This window comes from Aeromicrobium sp., from assembly GCF_025965075.1.
GTDB lineage: Bacteria > Actinomycetota > Actinomycetes > Propionibacteriales > Nocardioidaceae > Aeromicrobium.
In genome coordinates, this window is the sequence record NZ_JAOPXQ010000119.1 from 1 (window position 1) to 22,631 (window position 22,631).

21 protein-coding genes and 1 pseudogene are annotated in these 22,631 nt (G+C 71.4%); 9 read left to right on the forward strand and 13 right to left on the reverse strand.

Translation table 11 applies throughout. From position 1 onward, the window contains the following. From JWQ91_RS07645 to JWQ91_RS07665, 5 genes are all read right to left on the reverse strand, one after another. On the reverse strand, positions 1-144 hold a 144-nt coding region (locus JWQ91_RS07645; protein ID WP_297782286.1), incomplete at its 3' end, for an FAD-dependent oxidoreductase. A gap of 59 nt (positions 145-203) precedes the next feature. Continuing rightward, a complete protein-coding gene (locus JWQ91_RS07650; RefSeq protein ID WP_297782266.1) occupies positions 204-1,739 on the reverse strand; it encodes a carboxyl transferase domain-containing protein in 1,536 nt (511 codons plus the stop codon). A gap of 75 nt (positions 1,740-1,814) precedes the next feature. Continuing rightward, positions 1,815-2,525 carry a spermidine synthase gene (locus JWQ91_RS07655; RefSeq protein WP_297782267.1) on the reverse strand — a complete coding sequence of 237 codons (711 nt, stop codon included), beginning with the start codon at positions 2,523-2,525 and terminating at the stop codon, positions 1,815-1,817. A gap of 43 nt (positions 2,526-2,568) precedes the next feature. Beyond that, positions 2,569-4,563, reverse strand: a complete 1,995-nt coding sequence (locus JWQ91_RS07660; protein ID WP_297782268.1) for a putative Ig domain-containing protein — start codon at positions 4,561-4,563, stop codon at positions 2,569-2,571. A gap of 424 nt (positions 4,564-4,987) precedes the next feature. Beyond that, positions 4,988-6,436, reverse strand: coding sequence for a PLP-dependent aminotransferase family protein (locus tag JWQ91_RS07665; RefSeq protein WP_297782269.1), 1,449 nt, complete (start codon positions 6,434-6,436; stop codon positions 4,988-4,990). Positions 6,437-6,496: 60 nt separating this feature from the next. Between JWQ91_RS07665 and JWQ91_RS07670 the strand changes: the two genes are divergently transcribed. Further along, positions 6,497-6,655, forward strand: coding sequence for a hypothetical protein (locus JWQ91_RS07670; protein WP_297782270.1), 159 nt, complete (start codon positions 6,497-6,499; stop codon positions 6,653-6,655). Further along, positions 6,652-7,269 (forward strand): hypothetical protein, encoded by a 618-nt coding sequence (locus JWQ91_RS07675; protein ID WP_297782271.1) that lies wholly within the window; start codon positions 6,652-6,654, stop codon positions 7,267-7,269. Before JWQ91_RS07670 ends, JWQ91_RS07675 begins: the two co-directional genes overlap by 4 nt. A gap of 3 nt (positions 7,270-7,272) precedes the next feature. Here the strand turns inward: JWQ91_RS07675 and JWQ91_RS07680 are convergent, their stop codons facing one another. Together JWQ91_RS07680 and JWQ91_RS07685 are read right to left on the reverse strand one after the other, a co-directional pair. Further along, on the reverse strand, positions 7,273-9,531 hold the full coding sequence (locus JWQ91_RS07680) for a bifunctional diguanylate cyclase/phosphodiesterase (RefSeq protein WP_297782272.1): 2,259 nt from the start codon (positions 9,529-9,531) through the stop codon (positions 7,273-7,275). Positions 9,532-9,597: 66 nt separating this feature from the next. Beyond that, complete coding sequence (locus JWQ91_RS07685) at positions 9,598-10,161, reverse strand: class I SAM-dependent methyltransferase (RefSeq protein WP_297782273.1); 564 nt, start codon at positions 10,159-10,161, stop codon at positions 9,598-9,600. Positions 10,162-10,673: 512 nt separating this feature from the next. On the opposite strand from JWQ91_RS07685, the gene JWQ91_RS07690 reads away from it, so the two are divergent. From JWQ91_RS07690 to JWQ91_RS07700, 3 genes are all read left to right on the forward strand, one after another. Next, positions 10,674-11,747 (forward strand): 3-isopropylmalate dehydrogenase, encoded by a 1,074-nt coding sequence (locus tag JWQ91_RS07690; protein WP_297782274.1) that lies wholly within the window; start codon positions 10,674-10,676, stop codon positions 11,745-11,747. Between the two features lie 41 nt (positions 11,748-11,788). Next, positions 11,789-12,889, forward strand: a complete 1,101-nt coding sequence (locus tag JWQ91_RS07695; protein WP_297782275.1) for a branched-chain amino acid aminotransferase — start codon at positions 11,789-11,791, stop codon at positions 12,887-12,889. A gap of 230 nt (positions 12,890-13,119) precedes the next feature. Then, positions 13,120-14,532 (forward strand): aspartate ammonia-lyase, encoded by a 1,413-nt coding sequence (locus JWQ91_RS07700; RefSeq protein ID WP_297782276.1) that lies wholly within the window; start codon positions 13,120-13,122, stop codon positions 14,530-14,532. A 13-nt stretch (positions 14,533-14,545) separates the two neighbouring features. Here the strand turns inward: JWQ91_RS07700 and JWQ91_RS07705 are convergent, their stop codons facing one another. Further along, entirely contained in the window at positions 14,546-15,241 is a 696-nt protein-coding gene (locus tag JWQ91_RS07705; protein WP_297782277.1) for a hypothetical protein, read from the reverse strand. Positions 15,242-15,416: 175 nt separating this feature from the next. Between JWQ91_RS07705 and cimA the strand changes: the two genes are divergently transcribed. Together cimA and JWQ91_RS07715 are read left to right on the forward strand one after the other, a co-directional pair. Further along, complete coding sequence (gene cimA, locus JWQ91_RS07710; protein WP_297782278.1) at positions 15,417-17,024, forward strand: citramalate synthase; 1,608 nt, start codon at positions 15,417-15,419, stop codon at positions 17,022-17,024. Between the two features lie 37 nt (positions 17,025-17,061). Then, positions 17,062-17,823 carry a hypothetical protein gene (locus JWQ91_RS07715; RefSeq protein WP_297782279.1) on the forward strand — a complete coding sequence of 254 codons (762 nt, stop codon included), beginning with the start codon at positions 17,062-17,064 and terminating at the stop codon, positions 17,821-17,823. On the opposite strand, the gene JWQ91_RS07720 is transcribed toward JWQ91_RS07715, so the two are convergent. Beyond that, the gene (locus JWQ91_RS07720) at positions 17,807-18,253 is read right to left on the reverse strand and encodes a GNAT family N-acetyltransferase (RefSeq protein WP_297782280.1); all 447 of its coding nucleotides are present in this window, start codon (positions 18,251-18,253) and stop codon (positions 17,807-17,809) included. The genes JWQ91_RS07715 and JWQ91_RS07720 overlap by 17 nt on opposite strands. A gap of 64 nt (positions 18,254-18,317) precedes the next feature. Between JWQ91_RS07720 and JWQ91_RS07725 the strand changes: the two genes are divergently transcribed. After that, complete coding sequence (locus JWQ91_RS07725; protein WP_297782281.1) at positions 18,318-18,941, forward strand: hypothetical protein; 624 nt, start codon at positions 18,318-18,320, stop codon at positions 18,939-18,941. Here JWQ91_RS07725 and JWQ91_RS07730 read toward each other — a convergent pair. Genes JWQ91_RS07730 through JWQ91_RS07745 form a run of 4 tightly spaced genes read right to left on the reverse strand, consistent with a single transcriptional unit; the run spans position 18,938 to position 21,859 of the window. Then, a complete protein-coding gene (locus JWQ91_RS07730) occupies positions 18,938-19,330 on the reverse strand; it encodes a Fur family transcriptional regulator (RefSeq protein ID WP_297782282.1) in 393 nt (130 codons plus the stop codon). The genes JWQ91_RS07725 and JWQ91_RS07730 overlap by 4 nt on opposite strands. 11 nt (positions 19,331-19,341) lie before the next feature. Continuing rightward, positions 19,342-20,181 (reverse strand): metal ABC transporter permease, encoded by an 840-nt coding sequence (locus tag JWQ91_RS07735; RefSeq protein ID WP_297782283.1) that lies wholly within the window; start codon positions 20,179-20,181, stop codon positions 19,342-19,344. Beyond that, entirely contained in the window at positions 20,178-20,942 is a 765-nt protein-coding gene (locus JWQ91_RS07740) for a metal ABC transporter ATP-binding protein (RefSeq protein WP_297782284.1), read from the reverse strand. The genes JWQ91_RS07735 and JWQ91_RS07740 overlap by 4 nt, the downstream gene beginning before the upstream one ends. Beyond that, positions 20,939-21,859 (reverse strand): zinc ABC transporter substrate-binding protein, encoded by a 921-nt coding sequence (locus tag JWQ91_RS07745; protein WP_297782285.1) that lies wholly within the window; start codon positions 21,857-21,859, stop codon positions 20,939-20,941. Before JWQ91_RS07745 ends, JWQ91_RS07740 begins: the two co-directional genes overlap by 4 nt. Positions 21,860-22,032: 173 nt before the next feature. Here JWQ91_RS07745 and JWQ91_RS07750 point away from each other — a divergent pair. Next, a pseudogene (locus JWQ91_RS07750) lies at positions 22,033-22,631 on the forward strand (glycine--tRNA ligase); the annotation flags it as partial.

The following is a 22,631-nucleotide window of genomic DNA, read 5'->3' on the forward strand; positions in this document are numbered from 1 at the left end:
AGTGACCTGGTTGGCGACCGGCAGGAAGCTTGGCGCGCGCTCGAGGACGATGACCCGGTGGCCCGCCTCGGTGAGTCGCAACGCGGTCGCGGCGCCGCCGAATCCCCTGCCGACCACGACCACGTCGGCGTCAAAGGTCGTCATGATGCTGACGGTAGTGGTGTCACGATGGGGCGCTTCGGGGATCGACGAAAGCCGAGAGGTCACCACGTGTCGACGGCCGCACCGCTTCCCGTGAGGCGCCCGTCGCGGGCCGCGGCCGAGACGAGCTGCGCCAGCAGGGCGCGGGTCTCCGCCGGGTCGACGACGTCGTCGATCTCGAAGTGCCGGGCGACGTTGAGCGCCGCGGCGCCCGCCTGGGCGTGCGCCGTGAGCTCCCGCACCTGTCGCTCGCGCTCCTCCTCGTCCTCGATCGCGTCGAGCTCCTTGCGCATCGCGAGCCGGACGGCGCCCTCCAGCCCCATCGCGCCGAGGTGGGCGCCTGGCCAGGCGATCGTCATGAGGGGCTCGTGGGTGCTGCCGCCAAGCATCGCCTGGGCTCCCAGGCCGTACGCGCGTCGCAGGACGACACCGATCAACGGGACCTGCATCCGCGCGGCGGCCACCAGGAGGCGCGAGGTGTGCCGGACCAGCCCCGACCGCTCGGCGTCGGGGCCGACCATCATGCCGGGGGTGTCGACGAGGGACACGACCGGGAAGCCGTGCGCGTCACACAGCTGGAGGAATCGCGCCGCCTTGTCGCCCGCCTCGGCCGTGATCGCGCCGGCCATGTGCCGGGTGTCGTTGCCGACGAGCCCGATCGTGCGACCCTCGAGTCGACCCAGGGCCGTCACGAGCTCGGGCGCGAACGTCGGTCGCAGCACCGTGACGCTGTCGACGTCGCACAGCGTCTCGACGACCGGCACGACGTCGTACGCCGTGCGCTCGCCCTCCGGCACGGCCTCGCGCAACGGGGCCTGGTCGTGGGAGTCCCAGCTGCTGACCGGTCCGAGGAAGTAGCCCAGGAGGTGACGCGCGGTCGCCACGGCGTCCTCGTCGTCGACCAGCACGTCGATGACGCCGTTGGCGGTCATGACGTCCGCCGGGCCGACGTCCGCGGCCTCGACGTCGCCGAGCCCGCCGCCGGCGATCATCGCCGGGCCACCCATCCCGAGGGAGGACCGCGGCGTGGCGACGATGAGGTCCGAGCAGCCGGCGATGACGGCGTTGCCGGCGAAGCAGTTGTCGTCGACCACCGCGATCCGGGGCACCCGGCCGGACAACCTCGCCCACGCCGCGAACGTCGTCACGTCGAGCGCCGAGACCAGCGGGATGTCGGTGTCGCCGGGCCGGCCGCCTCCGCCCGCGGCGAAGAACACCGTCGGCAGGGCGAGCTGGTCGACGACCTCGATCAGGCGGTCGGTCTTGCGGTGGCCGCGCATGCCCTGCGTCCCGGCCATGACGAGGTAGTCATACGACATGATGGCGCACGCGTGCCCGTCGATCGTCGCGATGCCGCCGACGATCCCGTCCGCCACGGTGCGGTCCAGCAGGTCGTCGAGGCTGCGGCGACCCTCCTGAGCGGCCGTGACGTAGCGGCCGTACTCCACGAAGCTGCCCGGATCGACCAGCTCGGCGACGTGCTCCCGCGCGCTGCGGCCACCGCGCTCACGCATCCGGGCCACGGCCTCGGGACGGGCGGAGTCCTCGGTCAGTGCGCGGCGGGCCAACAGGTCCAGCAGCTCGGGTCGGATCGTCACGTGCGTCTCCTGGTCAGGGTCATCAACAGGTCCACCCTCCCGCACGCGGCTCGGACGGATGCGCGCGGTCGCGGCTCAGGCGCGTGCGACGTACACCGTGTTGGCCGACACTCCGCCGGTCAGCGGGTTGTCGAACGGGACGACATCGGCCCTGACGTCGGTGAACGTGCCGCGGAGGACCTGCACGAACGCCTCGTCCGGCGGGTCGTCGGACCACAGCGCGAACACCCCGCCGGGATGCAGCCGGGCGGCGACCCGGGCCAGGCCGGCCGCGTCGTAGAGGTCGGCGTGGCTGGGATCGAGGTGGTGGCTGGGTGTGTGGTCGATGTCGACGACGACGGCGGCCCACAGGCGTCCGGGGGACTCCGGGTCGAGCTCGCCACCGTCGCGGAGACCCGCGAAGAAGTCTCCGTGGACGAGCCGGCAGCGCGGGTCCGCGGTCAGGGTCTCGCCGGCCGGGATCAGGTGCTCGCGGTGCCACTCGATGACCTCGGGCAGCGCGTCCACGACGACCAGGCTCCGCACGCGCGGGTCGTCCAGGACCGCGAGCGCGGTGCAGCCCAGGCCGAGGCCGCCGACGACGACGTCGAGCTCGGCGCCTTCGCACTCCGCGGTCGCGAGGTGGCCCAGGGCGATCTCGGCGACCGTGAACAGGCTCGACATCAGGAACTCGTCGCCCAGCTTGATCTCGAGCAGGTCCTGCTGCGCCGTGGGGTCCCAGCGTTCACGCAGGACCAGGTCGCCCATGGGTGTCGGTCGGAAGTCGATCTCGCGGAATCGCGCCATTGCTGCTCCTGGATCGGGGGTGGCCCCAACCTAGGGCACGCGGTCAGCTGACGGTCTGGGGCTGGTTGCGGGACACCAGGTTGCCGAGGCCGAGCTGGCCCTGACTGTTGCTGCCCCAGCACGCGGGCGACAGGCCCACGCGGCCGACGCAGGAATGATCGCCGCCGACGCTGAGCGGCGTCCACGTGCCGGTGGTGCCGGCGACCGGCACCGGGCTGGTGCGATCGGTCTGTGTCCCGTCGCCGAGCTGTCCGGACGAGTTGCGGCCCCAGCAGTAGACGCCGGCGGTGCCGCCCGTGCCGGTCGCGCAGGTGTGACCGAAGTTGCCGTTGCCGCCGGTGGACACGTCGGTCCACGCCGCGGGTGCGCCGGCGGGGAACACGACGGTGACCGGGGAGGGTGCGTCAGCAACCGTGGCACCCACCCCGAGACGCCCGTCGTTGATCCCCCAGCAGCGGACGGCGTTCGCGGTGATGCCGCACGTCTGCGCGTTGCCTGCGCTGACCGAGGTCCATGCTGCGGTGCCCACCCGGGTCGGTGTGTCGACCGAGGTCGCCGCGCCGGCCCCGAGGCCGAGCTGACCGCGGTAGTTGAAGCCCCAGCACCACAGGCTGCCACCTTGGCGCAGACCGCAGGTGTGACTGCCACCAGTGGAGACGTCAGTCCAGTCCGAGGCCGACCCGACCCGTGACGGGACGGCGCCGGCGGCAGTGCCGGCCCCGATGCTGCCCCAGCACCAGAGCTCGCCGGACGTCGTGATGGCGCATGCCTGCTGGGTCCCGGCCGCCACCGAGCTCCAGTGCTTGCCGAGCCCGATCTGCGCCGGCCGGTCGACGTCGGCCGTGGGGGCCCCGTTGCCGAGCTGCCGGTCCATGTCACTGCCCCAGCACCAGAGACTGAGGTCCGTCTTGGTCGCGCAGGTGAACCCGAAGACGTCACCGGTGCTGGCGGACACCGTGCTCCAGTCCGCACCCGTGCCGACCCGCTGCGGCGACTCCTCGTACGGCTTCTGGACGCTCACCTGACCGATGCCGAGCTGGCCCTTGGCGTTGCTGCCCCAGCACCACAGGGTGTGGTCGGGCTTGACCCGGCAGGTGTGGAGACCTCCAGCGTCGATGAGGTCCGGACCGACCGCCGGCGTCACCGGTGCGAGGTCGACGTGGATCGACAGCGCTCGGGTCGCCTGGCCGTTCGCGGTGGTGAGCTGGACCGTGAAGGTCGTGTCGCCGGGCGTCGTGGCCGTGCCGGTGATGGCACCCGAGGGGCTCAGGGTGAGGCCGGCCGGCAGGGAGCCGCTGATGACGGACCACGTGCCGGTCTGGCTGCCGACGAGCCGGCCGTCGTACGTCGTGCCGGTCGTGCCGTCGGGCAAGGCGGTCGTCGTGACGGTCGGGCCGGCCGGCGGGGCAGGCGCGACGATCGTGAGCGGCAGGGTCCGGCTGGTGGCCCGGCCGCCGGTCTTGGGGGTGAACGTCGCGGTGACCTGCCCCGTGCCCGCGGTCGTCGGCGTGCCGGTGACGGCGCCGGCCGCGCTGACCGCCAGGCCGGACGGCAGGCCCGCCGCGGTCCACGTCCCGGTGGTCTTGGGCGACAGGGCGAGCTGCTGGGCGTACGACACCTTGACCGTGCCGTCCTTCAGCGCCGCCGTCGTGATCGTCCCGCCGGTGCGGATCGTCAGCGACTTGGAGGTGGCGGCCTTGCGCGTGCCCTTCTTGGCGGCGTACGCGCGGTAGTAGCTCGTCCCGACGGTCGAGATCGTGATGGAGCGGGACCACGTGCCGGATGAGGTCGTGGTCTTGACGGTGTAGGCCTTGACCCACTTCGAGCCGCTCTTGCGCTGGACCTGGACGCTGGCGCCCTTCGGCGTCTTGGTCAGCGTGCCGCTGAGGGTGAACGTCGTGCCCGCCACGGGCGCCGGTGTGGACGCGGCGATGCTGATGGACCGCGAGATCGCCTTCGCCTCGGCCGGCACGGCGTACAGACCCATCAGGCTGCAGATCAGGGCGGACAGGATCATGAACCGGGACGTGCTGCGCATGGCGTGACTCTCGTTCGTGCGGCATCGCCGCGGTCCCCTGGGCGCGCGGGTGGGGCTGGGAGTTCGCGCGCGGTCCCACGGTGTCACGGCGCGGGCGTCGAGGTACGGGATTTGGGGCTATTGGCCGACGCTGGGCGACGCGTGGGTTGCGCCGGGTGAGGCGTGGGTTGCGCCGGGTGAGGCGTGGGTTGCGGCTGATCCAAGCTCGCGATTGGCCGGCCCAGCAAAGCTCCGTCCGGCCCTCCGAAGAAGCGGGGCGACACCGGGATGATGATCATCGACATCAGGCGGTCCGGTCGCTGACCTGTGAGGACGTAACCCACGCGTCAGAGGTCCCAACCCACGCGTCACAGGTTCTCACCCGCGCGTCAGCGGGCGGAACCCACGCGTCAGCGGGGCTAACCCACGCGTCAGCGGGAGGGGGTCAGGCGATCATCTCGAGGGTCCGGCGGGGGCGTGAGGGCGTCGCCGGGCTGCCGGTCCCGAGCACCTCGTCGTACGCCAGTCGGAGCCGTGCGACGGCTTCGGTGAGCGTCTCGTGCGGTTGCGTGTAGGGGAGGCGCAGGTGCCGCTCGCCGACCGCGCCGGCCCGGGTGAAGAAGCGGGGCCCGGGCGTCAGCAGCAGCCCATGCCGCGCGGCCGCCGCGGTGAGCCGCGACGACATCCGCTCGGGGAGCGTGACCCACAGGCTGAGGCCACCGGCGGGGCAGGGCGCCTCGACGTCCGGCAGCTCGCGGGCCATCTCGGCGAGGAGGTGGTCCCGCGCCGCCCGCAGCCGCGCTCGTCCGGCCGCCGCGGTCTGGCCGCCTTCGGTCAGCAGCTCGCACAGGACCAGCTGGTCGAACGCCGACGTGCCGAGGTCGTCCATCATCCGCGCCTGCACCAGTGGCATGACGAGGTCGTGCGGTGCCCGGATCCAGCCGACACGCAGGCCGCCCCAGTACGCCTTCGAGGACGAGCCCATCAGGATCGCCCGCGGGTCGTACGTCGCGAAGACGGGTGGCAGCTCCACGCCGTCGAGGTTGATCTCGCGCAGCGACTCGTCGACCAGCGGGATGACGTCGTGCCGGCGCAGCTCGCGGGCCCACGCGACCCGCTCGTCGTGGGACATGACGGCCGCGGTCGGGTTGTGGAAGTCCGGGATCAGGTACGCCGCGCGGTGCGGCGCCCCGGCCAGCGTCTCGACCAGTGCCTCGGGGTCCCAGGGGGAGCGGTCCACCGGCAGCGCGGACAGGCGGGCCCCGGCGGAGGCGAAGGACTCGTGAGCGTGCGGATAGCTCGAGCCTTCGACGACGACGCGCTGCCCCGGGTCGACCAGTGCCCGTGCCAGCAGCGAGATGGCCCCCATCGCACCGCTCGTCACGACGATCTGGCCGGGCTCGGTCGGCAGGCCCTGCTCGGTGTAGCGCTGGGCCAGGATCCCGCGCAGCGCGGGCAGCCCGTCCGGCAGGTAGCCCGTCGTGGCCAGCAGCCCCGGCAGCTTGGCCGCGGCGGACTCGAACGCCCGCGCGAGGCCCGGCGGTCCCACCGGCGCGGAGTAGGTCAGCGCGATCGTGCCCGCGTCGTCCGGCGTGATGATCAGGCTGCTGGCGCTCGAGTCCGCGAGCGGCACCCGTACGACGCTGCCCGATCCCTGCCGGGAGCGCACGACGCCGGAGTCGCGGAGCTCGGCGTACACGCGGGTCGTGGTGGTCCGGCTCACCCCGAGCGCCGTCGCGAGCTCCCGCTCCGACGGCAGCCGGCTCCCGTCGGTGACCCGACCGTCCACGACGAGCAGGCGCATGCGGTCGGCGATCTCCCGGTAGGCCGGGCCGCTGTTGTCGAGCGGACCGAGCAGCTGGGCGAGCCGGTGTGCGGAGAGAGTCGTGGCCACAAGGCCACTATCTCACGATTGGCCATGGACGACAGGTCCAATCGGGGTCACGATGGAGGCATGTCCATCGTCCTCGTCCTCATCGGGCTGCTGGCCCTGGCCGCCGAGCTGGTCCACCTGGTCCGCCTGGTGGTCCGCGACGGCCTGGGCTCGACGCCGCCGCCGCGCAGCCACGTCGAGGAGCTCGGCCCCTGGGCGACCCGGCAGCTGCGCCGGTGACGGGCATCGTCGGCCGGCTCGTACGTCTCAACGTCGGGCTGTTCCTCTACGGCTTCACGATGGCGATGATGGTCGAGTCGACCCTGGGCCTCGACCCGTGGGACGTGTTCCACGAGGGGGTGACCCATCACGTCGGCCTGAGCTTCGGCCAGGTCGTCATCGTGACCGGCGCGCTCGTGCTGCTGCTGTGGATCCCACTGCGTCAGCTCCCGGGCGTCGGCACGGTGCTCAACGTCGTCGTCATCGGGCTGGCGGCCGATCTCGGCATCGCGGTCATCGCCCGCCCCGACGACCTGTGGCTGCGGGCACTGCTGCTGGTCGGTGGGATCGTCGGCAACGGTTTCGCGGGCGCGCTCTACATCGGCGCGGCCCTCGGCCCGGGACCCCGTGACGGCCTGTGGCTGGGGCTGGTGCGCCGCACGGGCCGCAGCATCCGGCTCTGGCGGACCACGATCGAGGTCACGGTGCTGGCCGCCGGATTCCTGCTCGGCGGGACGGTCGGTGTGGGCACTGTGCTGTACGCCCTCGCGATCGGCCCGCTCGTGCAGCTCTTCCTGCCGTGGGTGCAGGTCACCCCGGCCCGGCGGAGCCCGGCGACGGTGCCCGCCCGCTAGGGGCTACGGCAGGTCCGGGACGACCCGGAGGTGGGGATGGCCGCCGGTCGCCTGCATGACCGTGACGCCCGACTCGGCCGGGTCGATCGTCGAGGAGTGCAGGCCCAGTGCGGAGTCGTACTGCATGGCCCGCAGCTCGGCCAGACGGTCGGTGTCCGCGACGCCCTCCGCGACCGCCAGCAGGCCGCAGCTGTGCGCGGCCCGGACGAGCAGCGCCAGCAGGTCGTACCTGCCGGGATCGGCCGAGTTGACCAGGCTCTTGTCGACCTTGATGATATCGGCCGGCAGGCTGTCCATGCGGCCGATCGAGGTGCGTCCGGTGCCGAACTCGTTGATGCTGACGAACACGCCGATGTCGCGCAGCGCGGCGAGGTCGAGCGTGGCGCGGGGGACGTCGACGAGAGTCATCTCGCTCACCCCGATCGTCACGCGGTGCGGCTCGACGCCCTCGTCGCGCAGGACCGCACCGACGGCCTCGACGAACCCCGGCGAGGACAGTGTCCGGCCGTTGACCTGGACCGCCACGGTCAGGTCCGCGAACCGCCGACGGTCGAGCGCGGTCCACGTCGCGAGGTGCCGCACCGCGGTGCCGATCACCCACCGATCGATGTCGCACCCCAGGTCGGAGGCGGCCGCGACGGCGAGGAAGTGGTCCGAGTCCTGCCAGCCGTGTCCCGGTCGCCGCCAGTGCACCCGGGCCTCGTAGCCGTCGACGATCTCGCTCTGGACCGCGACGATCGGCTGGTAGTGCAGCTCGAGGCCGCCGTCCGCGAGTGCCGCCCGCAGCGCGTCCTCGGTCGACCGGCGCTCGAGCATCTCGTGACGCAGGGCCTCGCCGTAGACCTCGAACGTCCCGCTGCCGGCCGCCCGTGCCCGACGCAGCGCCACGTGCGCCTGCCCGACGAGGTCGTCCGGCTCGGTCCCGCCGTCCATGCTGACCGCCGCGCCCACGCACACGCTGGGCGTGACCGCGTGCCCGGCGACCGTGAGGGGAGCGGCGACGGCCTGCATCAGTCGCGCGCCGACGCCGGCGGCGTCGTCGGGTCGGCCCGGGTCGACGCACACTGCGAACAGCTCACCGTCCAGGCGCGCCACCTGCTCCGGGTCGGGGGCGCCGGCCTGCAGCCGGTCGGCGACGGCCCGGAGCAGCTCGTCGCCACCCACGTGACCGAGCCGGCCGACGAGGTCGTCGAACGAGTCGGTGCACACCAGGAGGAACGTGACGGGGGTCCCGTCGCGCTGACCCCGGCGCAGGGCGGTGCCGACGAGCTGGTGCATCGCGGCGGCGTTGAGCAACCCGGTCAGGCGGTCGTGGGATGCCTCGTGGAGGAGGCGCGACTGCAGCTCGTCCCGCTGCCGGACCGTCGTCCGGAGCTCGTCGATGTTGAGCGCCATCCGGCCGATCACCAGGAGGGACAGGAGGCCGGCGCCGGTGGCCACGACCCACGTGTCGAGGTGCGTGCCGTGCACGGCCTGGACCAGCACGAGAGCGGGCGCAATCAGCGCCGACGCGACGAGGGCGGCCAACCGCCGGTTCGTGAACGTCGGTCGCCGGTGGTGGGGCGCGTCGGAGATGCGCGACATCTTCGGGTGGAGGGCGGCGACGCCCCACGTGACGTACGACGTCAGCCACAGCAGGTCGAGCACCCCGGCGTACGACGTGCTGGGGGAGGCCGCGAACACCGTGTCCGCGACCAGCAGCAGGACGATCGACACGGTCAGCAGCCGGTACGGCGCGGAGCGGACACCCGGCAGCGTCAGCAGGGCGACCAGCATCGCCAGCAGCAGGACGTCACCGATCGGATAGGCGACGGCGACCGCGCGGGCAGCGACCGAACGGCTGGAGTCGTCGACGATCGGGTCGGCGACGAACACCCAGGACAGCAGCCCGGCCGCGACCGTCACGATCGCGCTGTCGATCAGGTTGGCGAGGTCGGCGCCGCCGTCCCGACGCCGGATCAGGTCGGCGATGCCGATCGCCAGGAGCGGGTACGCCGCGAGGTACGCGAGGTCCGAGGTCGCCACGACCGAGGTCGTCGACTCGTCGAACAGCCGGTCACCCGCGACCCAGCACGCCTGCCCGGCGGCCATCCACAGCCAGGGGGCCCGGGCCGCCGGTCGGTTGACGCGGACACCGACCACGATCGCCGCGACGCAGGACAGGCCGACGATGAGGTAGAGCGTCGTGCGCGCCGGGCCGTCGGGCAGCACGGCATATGTGGCCACGAGGACAGCGCCGAGCACGGCATACCGCTGATGCACCCGCCACCTCCGTCCGTCCGGGTCCCATGATGGACCGAGACAACCGGTCACTGCACGCGAGACCGGTCAGCGACGGGTGGCGATGATCAGCGAGGCGTCGATGTCGATCAGCATCTCGACCGCTGCGAAGCGCTCATCGGTCAGCCACTGCTCGCGGACCGTGTCGACCCGGCCGTCGATGATGGGCGGCCAGAAGGCGGACGGGACGAAGTCGTCGAGGATGACCATCCCGCCGGGCTCCATCAGGTCGGCCAGGACGTCGATGCTCTCCATGACCTCGCGGACGTCGACGAACAGCAGGGAGAACGGGGCGTACTGCTCGAGGGTCGACCAGTCGCCGGCGATGACGTCGACGTTGTCGGTGCGGGCGAAGATCTTCTGCACGTCGCCGGCCAGTGCCGGGTCGAGCTCGGCGCTGACGATGCGCGCGGTCCGCGGCGCCCCGCTGGAGAGCCAGGCCGATCCGACGCCGCAGCCCGTGCCGAGCTCGGCCAGGGTGCCGGCGCGCGAGGCAGCCAGGGCGGCGAGCAGGCGGCCGGTCTCGTTGCGGATCGAGGTGATGAAGCCTCGCTGACGCGAGAGGTCGAGCGTGGCCGCGACGAGATCAGGGACTTCCGCAGGTGCGCTCACGACGTCAGTCTTTCACGGACACGTCCCGGTCCGTGGGCTCGACGTCTCGCCGAGTGAGACACGTCCGCGAATGCCGGACGGGGCGTCATCTGCTGTCGTACGCTCGCTGGACCATGCGGAAGCAGCTCGTAGTACTCATCGCTTGCCGCGGCAGGGCCTCTTAGGGCCACTCCCTGCCGCGGAGTTTCGGCGTTGGCCCGCCGTTCCGCCGCAGGGTTGGGAAGTCACGATCTTCCACCGAAGGTCCTGGTCCCTCACTTGATCTCTCCCGGACGATCTCCGGACATGCGTGGCGTGCAGGACGGCGGGACACCGCCGGACCCGCGCCACCGGCCGTCCGATCCGAAGGAGAACGTCATGTACGAAGCGAAGTTGATGGAGTGGGGACCCGCCCACCTGCGCGACGAGGCACCCCAGCTCGACCTCGAGCTGACCGACCGACCCGACGACAACTGATCACATGTTGATACCCGGGTTTCACATCCTGAGATGTCGAGTCGTAGAGTGATGCCATGACTCGCACGTTCTCACTCGCAGTGGTGGCCGGAGACGGCATCGGTCCCGAGGTCACCTCCCAGGCACTCAAGGTCCTCGACGTCGTCGCGCCGTCGTACGACATCGCGTTCGACACGACCGCCTACGACCTCGGTGCGCGCCGCTGGCACGCCACGGGGGAGGTGTTGCCCGACTCGGTCCTCGAGGAGATCCGCGGGCACGACGCGATCCTGCTCGGCGCGATCGGCGACCCGAGCGTGCCGTCCGGCATCCTGGAGCGCGGCCTGCTGCTCAAGCTGCGCTTCGCGCTGGACCACTACGTCAACCTGCGGCCGTCCAAGCTGTTCCCCGGCGTCGCGACGCCGCTCGGCAACCCCGGCGAGATCGACTTCGTCGTGGTCCGCGAGGGCACCGAGGGCCCGTACGTCGGCAACGGCGGTGCGATCCGCGTCGGCACGCCGCACGAACTCGCGACCGAGGTCAGCATCAACACGGCGTACGGCGTCGAGCGCGTCGTGCGTGACGCGTTCGCCCGCGCGCAGGCACGTCCGCGCAAGAAGCTGACGCTGGTCCACAAGAACAACGTCCTGGTCCACGCGGGCCACCTCTGGACCCGCACGGTCGACGCCGTCGCGCCGGAGTTCCCGGAGGTGTCCGTCGACTACCTGCACGTCGACGCCGCCACGATCTTCCTCGTGACCGACCCGGCCCGGTTCGACGTCATCGTGACCGACAACCTGTTCGGCGACATCCTGACCGACCTGGCCGCCGCGATCACCGGAGGCATCGGCCTGGCCGCGAGCGGCAACGTCAACCCCGACCGCAGCACTCCCAGCATGTTCGAGCCCGTCCACGGTTCGGCCCCCGACATCGCGGGCCAGTCCAAGGCCGACCCGACCGCCGCGATCCTGTCCGGCGGCATGCTGCTGGAGCACCTCGGCTACCCCGAGGCCGCCACCGCGATCACGACCGCCGTCGAGGCGGACATCGCCGAGCGCGGCGCAGCCCCGCGCAGCACCGAGGAGGTGGGTGAGGCCATCACGCGGCGCCTGTCCGAGGCGGGCGTGGCCGGAGGCGTACCGGTCGCCTGACGACCGATCCCTCCGACTGAGAAAGTATTAGTGTGACCACCATGACCTCCACCCCGTTCGCCGCCTCCGTCGAGCACAACCCGGCAGCGAAGTCGCCCGAGCAGCGGGACGCCATCCTGGCCGATCCCGGCTTCGGGAACCACTTCACCGACCACATGTTCCTGGCCGAGTGGACCCCCGAGACGGACTGGGCCAATGCCCGGGTCGTGCCCTACGGCCCGCTCCAGATCGACCCCGCGACGGCGGTGCTGCACTACGCGCAGGAGATCTTCGAGGGCCTCAAGGCGTACGTCCATGCGGACGGCTCGATCTGGGCCTTCAGGCCCGAGGCCAACGCCGCCCGCATGCAGCGTTCTGCGCAGCGCCTGGCGCTCCCCGAGCTGCCGGTCGACTGGTTTCTCGGCTCGATCCAGGCGCTCGTCGAGGCCGACCGCGCATGGGTCCCGGCCGGCGGCGAGAAGAGCCTCTACCTGCGGCCGTTCATGTTCGCCTCCGAGGTGTTCCTCGGCGTCCGCCCCAGCCAGCACGTGACCTACTCGGTCATCGCCTCACCCGCCGGCGCCTACTTCGCCGGCGGCGTGCAGGCCGTGTCGATCTGGCTGTCGAGCGAGTACTCGCGCGCGGGCGCCGGTGGCACGGGCGCCGCCAAGTGCGGCGGCAACTACGCCGCCTCGCTGCTGCCGCAGCGGGAGGCCGCCGAGCACGGCTGCGCCCAGGTCGCGTTCCTCGACTCCACCGAGCACACGTGGATCGAGGAGCTCGGCGGGATGAACCTCTACTTCGTCCAGTCCGACGGCTCGATCGTCACGCCGTCGCTGTCCGGCTCGATCCTCGAGGGGATTACCCGCGACTCGATCCTGCAGATCGGGCGGGACCTCGGCCACGAGGTCGTCGAGCGTCGTGTCTCGATCGACGAGTGGCGCGAGGGTGCCGCCAACGGCACGATCGCGGAGGTCTTCGCGTGCGGGACCGCCGCCGTCGTGACCCCCGTCGCGACGCTGAAGTGGGACGGCGGCGAGGTCGTCTCCGGTGACGGCGAGCCCGGCAAGGTGACGACCGACATCCGCTCCGCGCTGGTCGACATCCAGTACGGCCGGGCCGAGGATCGTCATCAGTGGATGAAGCAGATCCTTCCTGCGTGACGTCTCGTTCGCGAGCCAAGCGAAGCGAGGCAAGCGCCCCGGCGTAGCCCGGCAGCTGGGGGCGTCTCTCGCGAGCGCAGCGAGTGGGGGTCGGAGTCGCTGGAGCGGGGAGCGAGGCGAGTCGCGCGCTGTACTGACGAGTACAGTGATGCGCGTCACCTTTCGGTGTCACCGTGCTCTATCGTCGGCCTCGTGGGGCCCAATGACGTGCTCCACGTACTGGAGGAAGCATGACTGTTGCCACGAGAACCGAGCACGACCTGATCGGTGACCGCGAGGTCCCGCTCGACGCCTACTGGGGAGTCCACACGCTCCGGGCACTCGAGAACTTCCCCATCACGGGGATCCAGATCGGCACGAGCCCCTACCTGGTCGAGGCGCTCGCCGCGGTCAAGCAGGCCGCCGCGGCCGCCAACCACGACCTCGGGCTGCTCGACGACGAGCGGCACGCCGCGATCACGGAGGCGTGCGAGGAGATCCGCGCGGGCCACCTCGCGAGCGAGTTCGTCGTCGACGTGATGCAGGGAGGTGCCGGGACCTCGACCAACATGAACGCCAACGAGGTCATCGCCAACCGGGCGCTGGAGATCATGGGTCACAAGAAGGGCGAGTACGACATCGTCCATCCCAACGAGCACGTCAACCTCAGCCAGTCGACCAACGACGTCTATCCGACAGCGGTCAAGATCGCGGTGATCCTCGCGACGCACGACCTGCTCGGCGCGATGCAGGTCCTGCAGGACTCGTTCGCCCGCAAAGCCGACGAGTTCCACGACGTGCTCAAGATGGGGCGCACACAGCTGCAGGACGCCGTGCCGATGACGCTGGGCCAGGAGTTCCGGACATACTCCCTGATGATCGCCGAGGACCGGGCCCGGCTCGGCGAGGCCGTGCTGCTGCTGCACGAGATCAACCTCGGGGCGACGGCGATCGGGACGATGCTCAATGCCCCCGCCGGCTACGTGCCGGCCGCCTGCGACCACCTGGCGATGCTGACCGGCCTGCCGCTCGAGAGCGCGATCGACCTGATCGAGGCGACCCAGGACTGCGGTGCGTTCGTGCAGCTGTCCGGCACGCTCAAGCGGGTCGCGGTCAAGCTCTCCAAGATCTGCAACGACCTGCGGCTGCTGTCGTCGGGGCCGCGGGCCGGGTTCAACGAGATCAACCTGCCGGCGGTGCAGGCCGGCTCCAGCATCATGCCGGGCAAGGTCAACCCCGTCATCCCGGAGGTGGTCAACCAAGTCGCGTTCCAGATCATCGGGCACGACATGACCGTGACGATGGCCGCCGAGGGCGGTCAGCTGCAGCTCAACGCGTTCGAGCCGGTCATCTGCTACTCGCTGTCGGCCGGGATCTCCCGGCTCCGCGAGGCGGTGCTGGTGCTGGCGACCCGGTGTGTCGACGGCATCACGGCCAACGTCGAGCTCCTGCGCAGCGAGGTCGAGAACTCGATCGGCCTCGTGACGGCGCTCAACCCGTACATCGGCTACGCCGCCGCGACGGAGGTCGCCAAGGAGGCCCTGGCCACCGGACGGGGTGTCGCCGAGCTGGTCCTGGAGCGGGGACTGCTCCCGCCGGAGAAGCTCGAGGCGATCCTCCGCCCGGAGACGCTGGCCAACCTGGGACCGCGCTCGCACCCGTGACCGGGGCGGGCGGTCAGGGGGCGAACAGCGTCGTGGCGGGATCACCGATCAGGCGCACGACGAGCCGCTGCCGGTCGGCGTCGTGGTCGATCGCGACGTCGACCGACCGGTTGCCCGGGGTCTGGGCGGCGCCGGGGTCACCCAGGCCGTACGCGATGTCCCGCAGCGTGATCGTGGCGGTGCCGACCGGGTCGTTCGCGGGCCACTCGGCGATGAGCCGGTGGACGAGCCCGGCGAGGACCGCGCTGAACATCGCGTGACCCTGCTGGTCGACCTGTTCCACCTCGACCTCCGGCAGCCCGAACGACGTCAGGCCGACGGTCGTCAGCAGGCCGGCCTCGAGCCCGGCGTAGTCCACGACGTACCACTGGGTCGCGTGCTCGAGGGAGACCTCGTCGGAGCGTTGCTCGACAACCCGGGGGATCATCAGGTCGATGACGACCCCGTCGTGAGCCTCGGCCCGCCGCAGCGCCTCGACGCGGGTGCTGAGCTGGGTCCGGGCGGCGTCGTCAAGGCTCGACCTTCGCATGACCAGGAGCTGGTGCCGGCGGGAGCGCAGGCGACGCATCGCGGCGTCGGAGGTGCCGTAGCGTCGCAGCAGCTGGGGCGAGGGCGGGGGGATCAGGTCCTCGGACTCGAGGGGCTCGGCCGTCATGACGGCGTACATCACGCTGGGCTCCGCCGAGCGGGGGACGGGTCTGGCGGTCATAGATCGATCAGTCTAGACTGGCGGGCGTGCAGAACGTCTCGATCATTATCGACAGGCGCGCCGGGCTCTGAATTCTCGCCCCGACGCGCTGCCTCCCATGTCATGGGGGGCTTTTTTGTTGCAGTGACCAGATGGTGGAGCGCCTGATCGCAGGCCAAGGACGAAGGACGAACCAGTGAACGCAGGACACCACGTCGTGAGCGACTTCCACGTCTACGACACGACGATGCGCGATGGCGCGCAGCAGGAGGGGCTCAACCTCTCGGTGCAGGACAAGCTGCACATCGCGCGCCACCTCGACGACCTCGGTGTCGGGTACATCGAGGGCGGCTGGCCCGGGTCCAACCCCAAGGACACCGAGTTCTTCCAGCTCGCCGCCAAGGAGCTCGACCTGCGGCACGCGACGCTGGCGGCGTTCGGCGCGACCCGCAAGGCCGGGGTCCCCGCCGCCGACGACGCGCAGCTCGCGGCGCTGCGCGACTCCGGCGCGTCCGTGGTGACCCTGGTGGCCAAGAGCCACGACCGGCACGTCGAGCTGGCCCTCCGCACGACGCTGGAGGAGAACCTCGCGATGGTGCGGGACTCGGTCACCCACCTGCGCCACGAGGGCCAGCGGGTCTTCGTCGACCTCGAGCACTTCTTCGACGGCTACCGCGCCAACCGCGACTACGCCCTGGAGGTCGTGCGCACCGCGGCCGAGGCCGGCGCCGAGGTCGCGGTGCTGTGCGACACCAACGGCGGCATGCTCCCGCACTGGGTCGCCGAGATCGTCGCCGACGTCGCGACGACCGGCGCCCGGCTCGGCATCCACGCCCACAACGACACGGGCTGCGCCGTCGCCAACTCGATGGCCGCGGTCCAGGCCGGCGTGACCCACCTCCAGGGCTGCATCAACGGCTACGGCGAGCGCACCGGCAACGCCGACCTCGTGACCTGCGTGGCCAACCTCGAGCTCAAGCTCGGCATGTCGCTCCTGCCCGAGGGGTCCCTCGCCGACGCGACGCGCATCTCGCACGCGGTCTCCGAGATCACCAACTACCCGCCGCACGCCCGCCAGCCCTACACGGGCGTCTCGGCGTTCGCGCACAAGGCCGGCCTGCACGCCAGCGCGATCCGCGTCGACGCCGATCTCTACCAGCACATCGACCCCTCGCTGGTCGGCAACGACATGCGCCTGCTGGTCTCCGAGATGGCCGGCCGGGCCACGATCGAGCTCAAGGGCAAGGAGCTGGGCTACGATCTCGCCGGCGATCCCGAGCGGCTGTCCCGCGTCACCGACCGGGTCAAGGCGATGGAGCAGGTCGGCTACACGTTCGAGGCCGCCGACGCGTCCTTCGAGCTGCTGCTCGCCGAGGAGATGGACGGGCTCCGGACGTCGTTCTTCGACGTCGAGTCGTGGCGCGTCCTGGCCGAGTCGTCCCGCGGCGCCGAGGCGCTCTCCGAGGCCACGGTCAAGCTGCGGGCCGGGGGAGTGCGCCTCGCGGTCATCGGCGAGGGCAACGGCCCCGTCAACGCCCTCGACCACGCGCTGCGCCAGGCGATCGAGCAGGTCTATCCCGACGTCGCCCGCTTCCACCTGACCGATTTCCGCGTGCGGATCCTCGACCAGGGACACGGCACGGACGCCATCACGCGGGTCCTGATCGAGACCACCGACGGCAAGGACGTCTGGGTCACGGTCGGCGTCGGCGCCAACATCATCGAGGCCTCGTGGGAGGCGCTGGTCGACGCCGTGACGTACGGCCTGCGCCTGCACGCCGTCGCGCCGCGCATCGACAGCTGACGTTGACCCGGCGACGCCGCGCTGCGACGGTGGTGTCGTGAGCGCCCGGGGCCGTCGGCTGGCCGTCTTCCTGCCCGTCGTCGTGACGGTCCTGCTGGCGGGCGTCATCGGCGCGCTCGTGATCGTCCAGGACCAGCGGCAGACCGACCAGGTCGCCCGGGCGGAGCGGATCGGCAACGACTACCTGATCGAGGTCGAGGCGTTCCGCTCCGAGATCGCGCGGGAGGTCAACGGCGTCCGCGAGGCGGACCCGGGCAGGCTGCGGCGGGTCGTGATCAAGGCGATCGAGGACCCGCCGGAGCTGCCGCCGGGCGCACCGGCGTACGGCCGGGAGCGGTCGAAGGCGTACGCCCAGGCGCTGGCGGCCCAGCGGACCGTCCTGAGGCCCTACCAGCGGCTGAGCCGGGAGCTGCGCCGTGCCGACATCGCCCTCGACTTCATCTCGGCGGCGCGCGGCGTCCTCCGGATGCGGGTCACGGAGCTGATCGGCACCGCCACCGTGACCAGCAGCGCGCCGATCCGCAGCCGGGTCATCCCGGCCTTCGTCAAGGCCCGCGACACGTTCGCACGGGTCCGGGTGCCGGCCGGGCAGGACGCGCTGGCGGCGCAGGTCCGGGACGCCGCGCAGTACGTCATCGACCAGGCCACGACGCTGGCCGACCGGATCGACGGCTCGCAGGGCTACTCGTTCTCCTACGCCACGCCGTTCCAGTCCGCGGCGGACGCCGTCGACGACTACGCGACGGTCGTCAAGGGCGATGTCGCCGAGGCGATCAACGCCGTCACCGAGGACCGCTAGCGCTTCCCGGGCGGGTCATCGGCACGTGGTCGATGCCGGCCTCGACGTACGTCTCGCCGGAGCGGGTGTAGCCGAGCGTCTCGTACCACCGCTCGAGGTACGCCTGGGCGTTGAGGACGAGCTCACCGTCTCCCCACAGGCGGGTGACCTCCGCCATGAGCCGGCCAGAGAGCCCCTGGCCCCGGCGGTCCCTGCGGGTGCAGACCCGGCCGATGTGGCGCACGCCGTCCGCGACGTAGACCCGGAGATAGCTCGTCGGGCCGTCGGCGTCCTCGAGCCACAGGTGCGTCGTCGTGGGGAGCAGGTCCAGGCCGTCGACGTCGGTGTCCTCGACGTGCTGCTCGAAGGCGAACACCGCGTCGCGGATCTTCCAGACGGCGTAGACGTCCTGCGCGGTGAGCTCGTCGCCTGACAGGGTGCGGATCGACATGGGGACAGCCTAGGAGGTGCCGGACGGCGTGCGGTCCGCAACCGCGGAGGCCATCATGGGGCGCATGACCGACGACGAGGCTGCGCCGCCGCTCCCCGTCGTGGCGTCGGTCGGGCGCTGGGAGTGGGACCGAGCGGCCGCCGAGGTCTCCCGGGTGGTGGGCCGGGCGAAGTTCGTGACCTGGCTCTCGGCAGCAGCGATCGCGGTGGTCCTGGCGGCCCTCGGCTGCGTCCTCACGACCGGAATCCTGCGGGAGTCCTCGCTGATCTATGGCGCCCTCGCGGGCGTGGCCGGCGGCTTCGTCGTGCGGGCCGTCTATGTCGGCACGCAGGTGCGGCGGGCGGTCGCGCCGGTCAAGGCCGCGGTCGTCCCGCGCGCCGTGGACAGGGCCAGCGAGGCCCAGCTCGTCTCGCTGCTCGTCAATGGCGGCGCGATGTTCGCCCCGTACGTCCTGCTGAGGGCCCGGCCCGGCGACGCCACGGTCGAGATCACCCGGAGCGACCTGACGGAGGGCCCGTTCCCGCGGCCCGGCTTCTGGCAGCTGATGATGACGGGCCCGGACGGCTCGTACTACGACGACGGGAGCGGGACGATGGACGGCGCCGCGACCACGGCCGGCGGTGACGTGGGCGGGGGCTTCGGGGGTGACTTCGGAGGCGACTTCGGCGGAGGCGGCAGCGGGAGCTAGTCGGTCCCGCAGCGATCGCAGGTGCCGAAGATCTCGAGGGTGTGCGCGACGTCGCGGAACCCGTTCTCCTCGGCGATCCTGTCGGCCCACCGCTCGACCGTGGGCCCCTCGACCTCGACGGTACGACCGCAGGCTCGACACACCAGGTGGTGGTGGTGACCCGCACTGCATTGGCGGTAGAGCACCTCGCCGTCGGCGTTGCGGAGCGCGTCGACCTCGGCCGCCTCGGCGAGCACCTGCAGGCTGCGGTAGACCGTCGAGAGGCCGACGGACTCGCCGCGCTGCTTGAGGATGTCGTGGATCTCCTGCGCGCTGGCGAACCCGTCGAGGTCCTCGAGGATCGCGACGACGGCGCGGCGCTGCCGGGTGCTGCGGGGTGCTTCGACCATGACGGGACTCCTCAGACGATCTCTGCTGGGCGGCGACGGGCGCGGACCCGCCGGGCGGCCGCGCCGACGAGGGTGGCGAGGCCGAACACGCCGAGCGCGATCATGACGATCGTGGGGCCCGGCTGGGTGTTGATCTGATAGCTCGTGACGACGCCGCCGAGGGCCGCGAGCAGGCCGATCACCATCGCGGCGAGGTGCGTCGTGCGGAAGCTGCGGGTCAGCTGCTGGGACGCCGCGACGGGGACCACCATGAGGGCCGACACCAGCAGCAGCCCCACCGTGCGCATCGCGACGGTGATCGTGACGGCCGCCAGGACCGCGATGAGGATGCTGTAGGCGCGCACCGGCACGCCGCTGACCTTGGCGTGCTCCTCGTCCTGGCACACCGCGAACAGCTGCGGCGACAGGCCCAGCGACAGGGCGACCACGACGACGCCGAGGATCCCGACCAGGACGAGATCGCTCGGGGAGACCGTCGTGATGGCGCCGAACAGATAGCTGTTGAGCGAGTTGGCGCTCTCGTCGGCCAGGTTGGTCAGCAGGACGCCACCGGCGATGCCGCCGTAGAACAGCATCGCGAGCGCGACGTCCGCGCTGGTGCGGCCGTACATGCGCAGCAGCTCGATCAGCACCGCGCCCAGCACCGCGACGACGACCGCGGTCAGGATCGGGGCGACGTTGGCCACCAGGCCGAGCCCGACGCCGGTCAGCGCCACGTGGCCCAGCCCGTCGCCCAGGAGCGCGAGACGGCGCTGCACCAGGAACGTGCCGATCGCCGGAGCCGCGAGGCCCGTGAACACGGCCGCGATCAGCGCCCGCCGCATGAAGTCGTAGTCCAACAGCTCGATCATCGCCACACCCCCTCGCCGGTCAGGCCCTCGGGCAGGGACCGTGAGTCGTCGTGTGCGTGGACGTGGGCGTGGTCCTCGCCGATCAGGTCGTCGACCTGCCCGTCGTAGGCGACCGTGCCGTCACGGAGCACGACGGCGCGGTCGATCAGCGGTCGCAGGGGGCCGAGCTCGTGCGCCACGAGCAGGACCGAGGCGCCGTCGTGCACGAGCCCCCCGAGCAGCTCGGCGAGGGACTCCTGGTTGTCGTGGTCGACCCCGGCGGTCGGCTCGTCCATCACGAGCAGCTCGGCCTCGGACGCGAGCGCCCGGGCGATGAGGACCCGCTGCTGCTGACCGCCCGACAGGTCGCTGAGCGACGAGCGGGTACGCCCGGCGAGCCCGACCCGCTCGATCGCCGCGGTGACGGCGAGGGTGTCGGCCCGGCTCCGGGCGCCGAAGAACCGGCGGTGCGACAGGCGACCGCTCATGACGACCTCGTGCACCGTGGCAGGGACGCCGGCGACGGCGCGGGAGCGCTGCGGCACGTAACCGAGCCGGGTGCGGTCCTTGAACTGGGCGAGGGGAGTGCCGAACAGCTCGACCGTCCCGGCGCTCATCGGCACCAGGCCGATCGCGGCCCGGACCAGCGTCGACTTGCCGGAGCCGTTCGCGCCGAGCAGCGCGACGAACTCGCCCGCCGCGACGTCGAGGTCGACGCCGCGCAGCACGAGCCGGCTGTCGAGCGACACCGTCACGCCGCGAGCCTTCAGGGGGGTCGTCATGAGCAGCCGTTGGCCTTCTTCAGGGTCGCGAGGTTCTTGTCCATCAGGGTCAGGTAGGACTCGTCCCCGGTGTCCTCGGAGAGTCCCTCGATCGGGTCGAGCGTAGCGGTCGTCGCGCCGGTCTCCTGCGCGATGGTGTCCGCGATCGCGGGGCTCACGAGCTCCTCGGTGAAGATCGTCGTGATGCCTTCGGAGCGGACGAGCTTGGTGATGTCGCCGAGCTGGGAGGGGGACGGCTCGTTGGTCGGGTCGAGGCCCGCGATCGGGACCTGGGTCAGGTCGTAGCGGTGGGCCAGGTACTGGAACGCGGCGTGGCTCGTGACGATCGTGCGGCGCTCGCACGTCTTCAGCCCGGAGGAGAGCCTCTCGTCGAGGGCGGTCAGCCGCGCCACCAGGTCGTCGGCGTTGGCCCGGTAGTCAGCGGCGTGGGCCGGGTCGACCGCCACGAGCCGGGCCGAGACGGCCTCCGTGATCGCGATCATGTTGGTCGGGTCGAGCCACGTGTGGGGGTCCTCCTCGCCATGGTCGTGCCCGTGCGAGTCCTCGTCCTCGGCGCCTTCCTGCACGGGCAGGACGTCCAGCACGGCATCGGCGTCGATCGTGTCCTCGCCGGACCGGCCGGCCTGGTCGACGGCCTCGTCGACCGCGGCCTGGAAGTGCTTCTCGTAGAGCACGACGTCGGCGTCCTGCACTGCGGCGACCTGCTTGGGCTTGAGCTCGAGGTCGTGCGGCTCGGTGCCGGGGGAGGTGAGGTTCTGCACCGAGACGAAGGAGCCCCCGACCTGCTCGGCGACCCACGCGAAGGAGTAGAACGACGCGATGACCGACGTCTTCCCGTCGTCCTTCGCGGAGGCGCCACAGGCGGCAAGGAGGGCGACCAGCGGCGCGATCGCCAGCAGGACCAGGGACTTCTTCATGACAATGATTCTCAACCGAAGTGGGAATCATTGTCAAACTAATGGGTGTCGGTCGGACCGCACCGGAGGCCGTCGCGACGGCTGGCGATAAGGTGAAGCGCACCTCGGGCGTACGTCATCACGATGTCGTGCACAGGCCCGCCGACACCCAGCCGGATTGGAAACATCCCCTCATGGCATCGACCGTCGACAACGTCATCAGCCTCAGCAAGCGCAGGGGATTCGTCTACCAGTGCGGCGAGATCTACGGCGGGACCAAGTCCGCCTGGGACTACGGCCCGCTGGGCGTCGAGCTCAAGGACAACATCAAGCGCCAGTGGTGGCGCTCGATGGTGCAGGGCCGCGACGACGTCGTCGGGCTGGACTCCTCGGTCATCCTGCCCACCGCGGTGTGGAAGGCCTCGGGCCACCTCGCGGCCTTCGTCGACCCGCTGGTCGAGTGCCAGAGCTGCCACAAGCGCTACCGCCAGGACCACCTGCAGGAGGCGTACGCGGAGAAGAAGGGCCTCGACGACCCCGATGCCGTCGGCATGGAGCTCATCGTGTGCGCCAACTGCGGCACCCGTGGTGAGTGGACCGAGCCGCGCATGTTCAACGGCCTGCTCAAGACGTTCCTCGGCCCGGTCGAGTCCGAGGAGGGGCTGCACTACCTGCGCCCCGAGACCGCGCAGGGCATCTTCATCAACTTCACGCAGGTCATGACGACGGCGCGCAAGAAGCCGCCGTTCGGCATCGGCCAGATCGGCAAGAGCTTCCGCAACGAGATCACGCC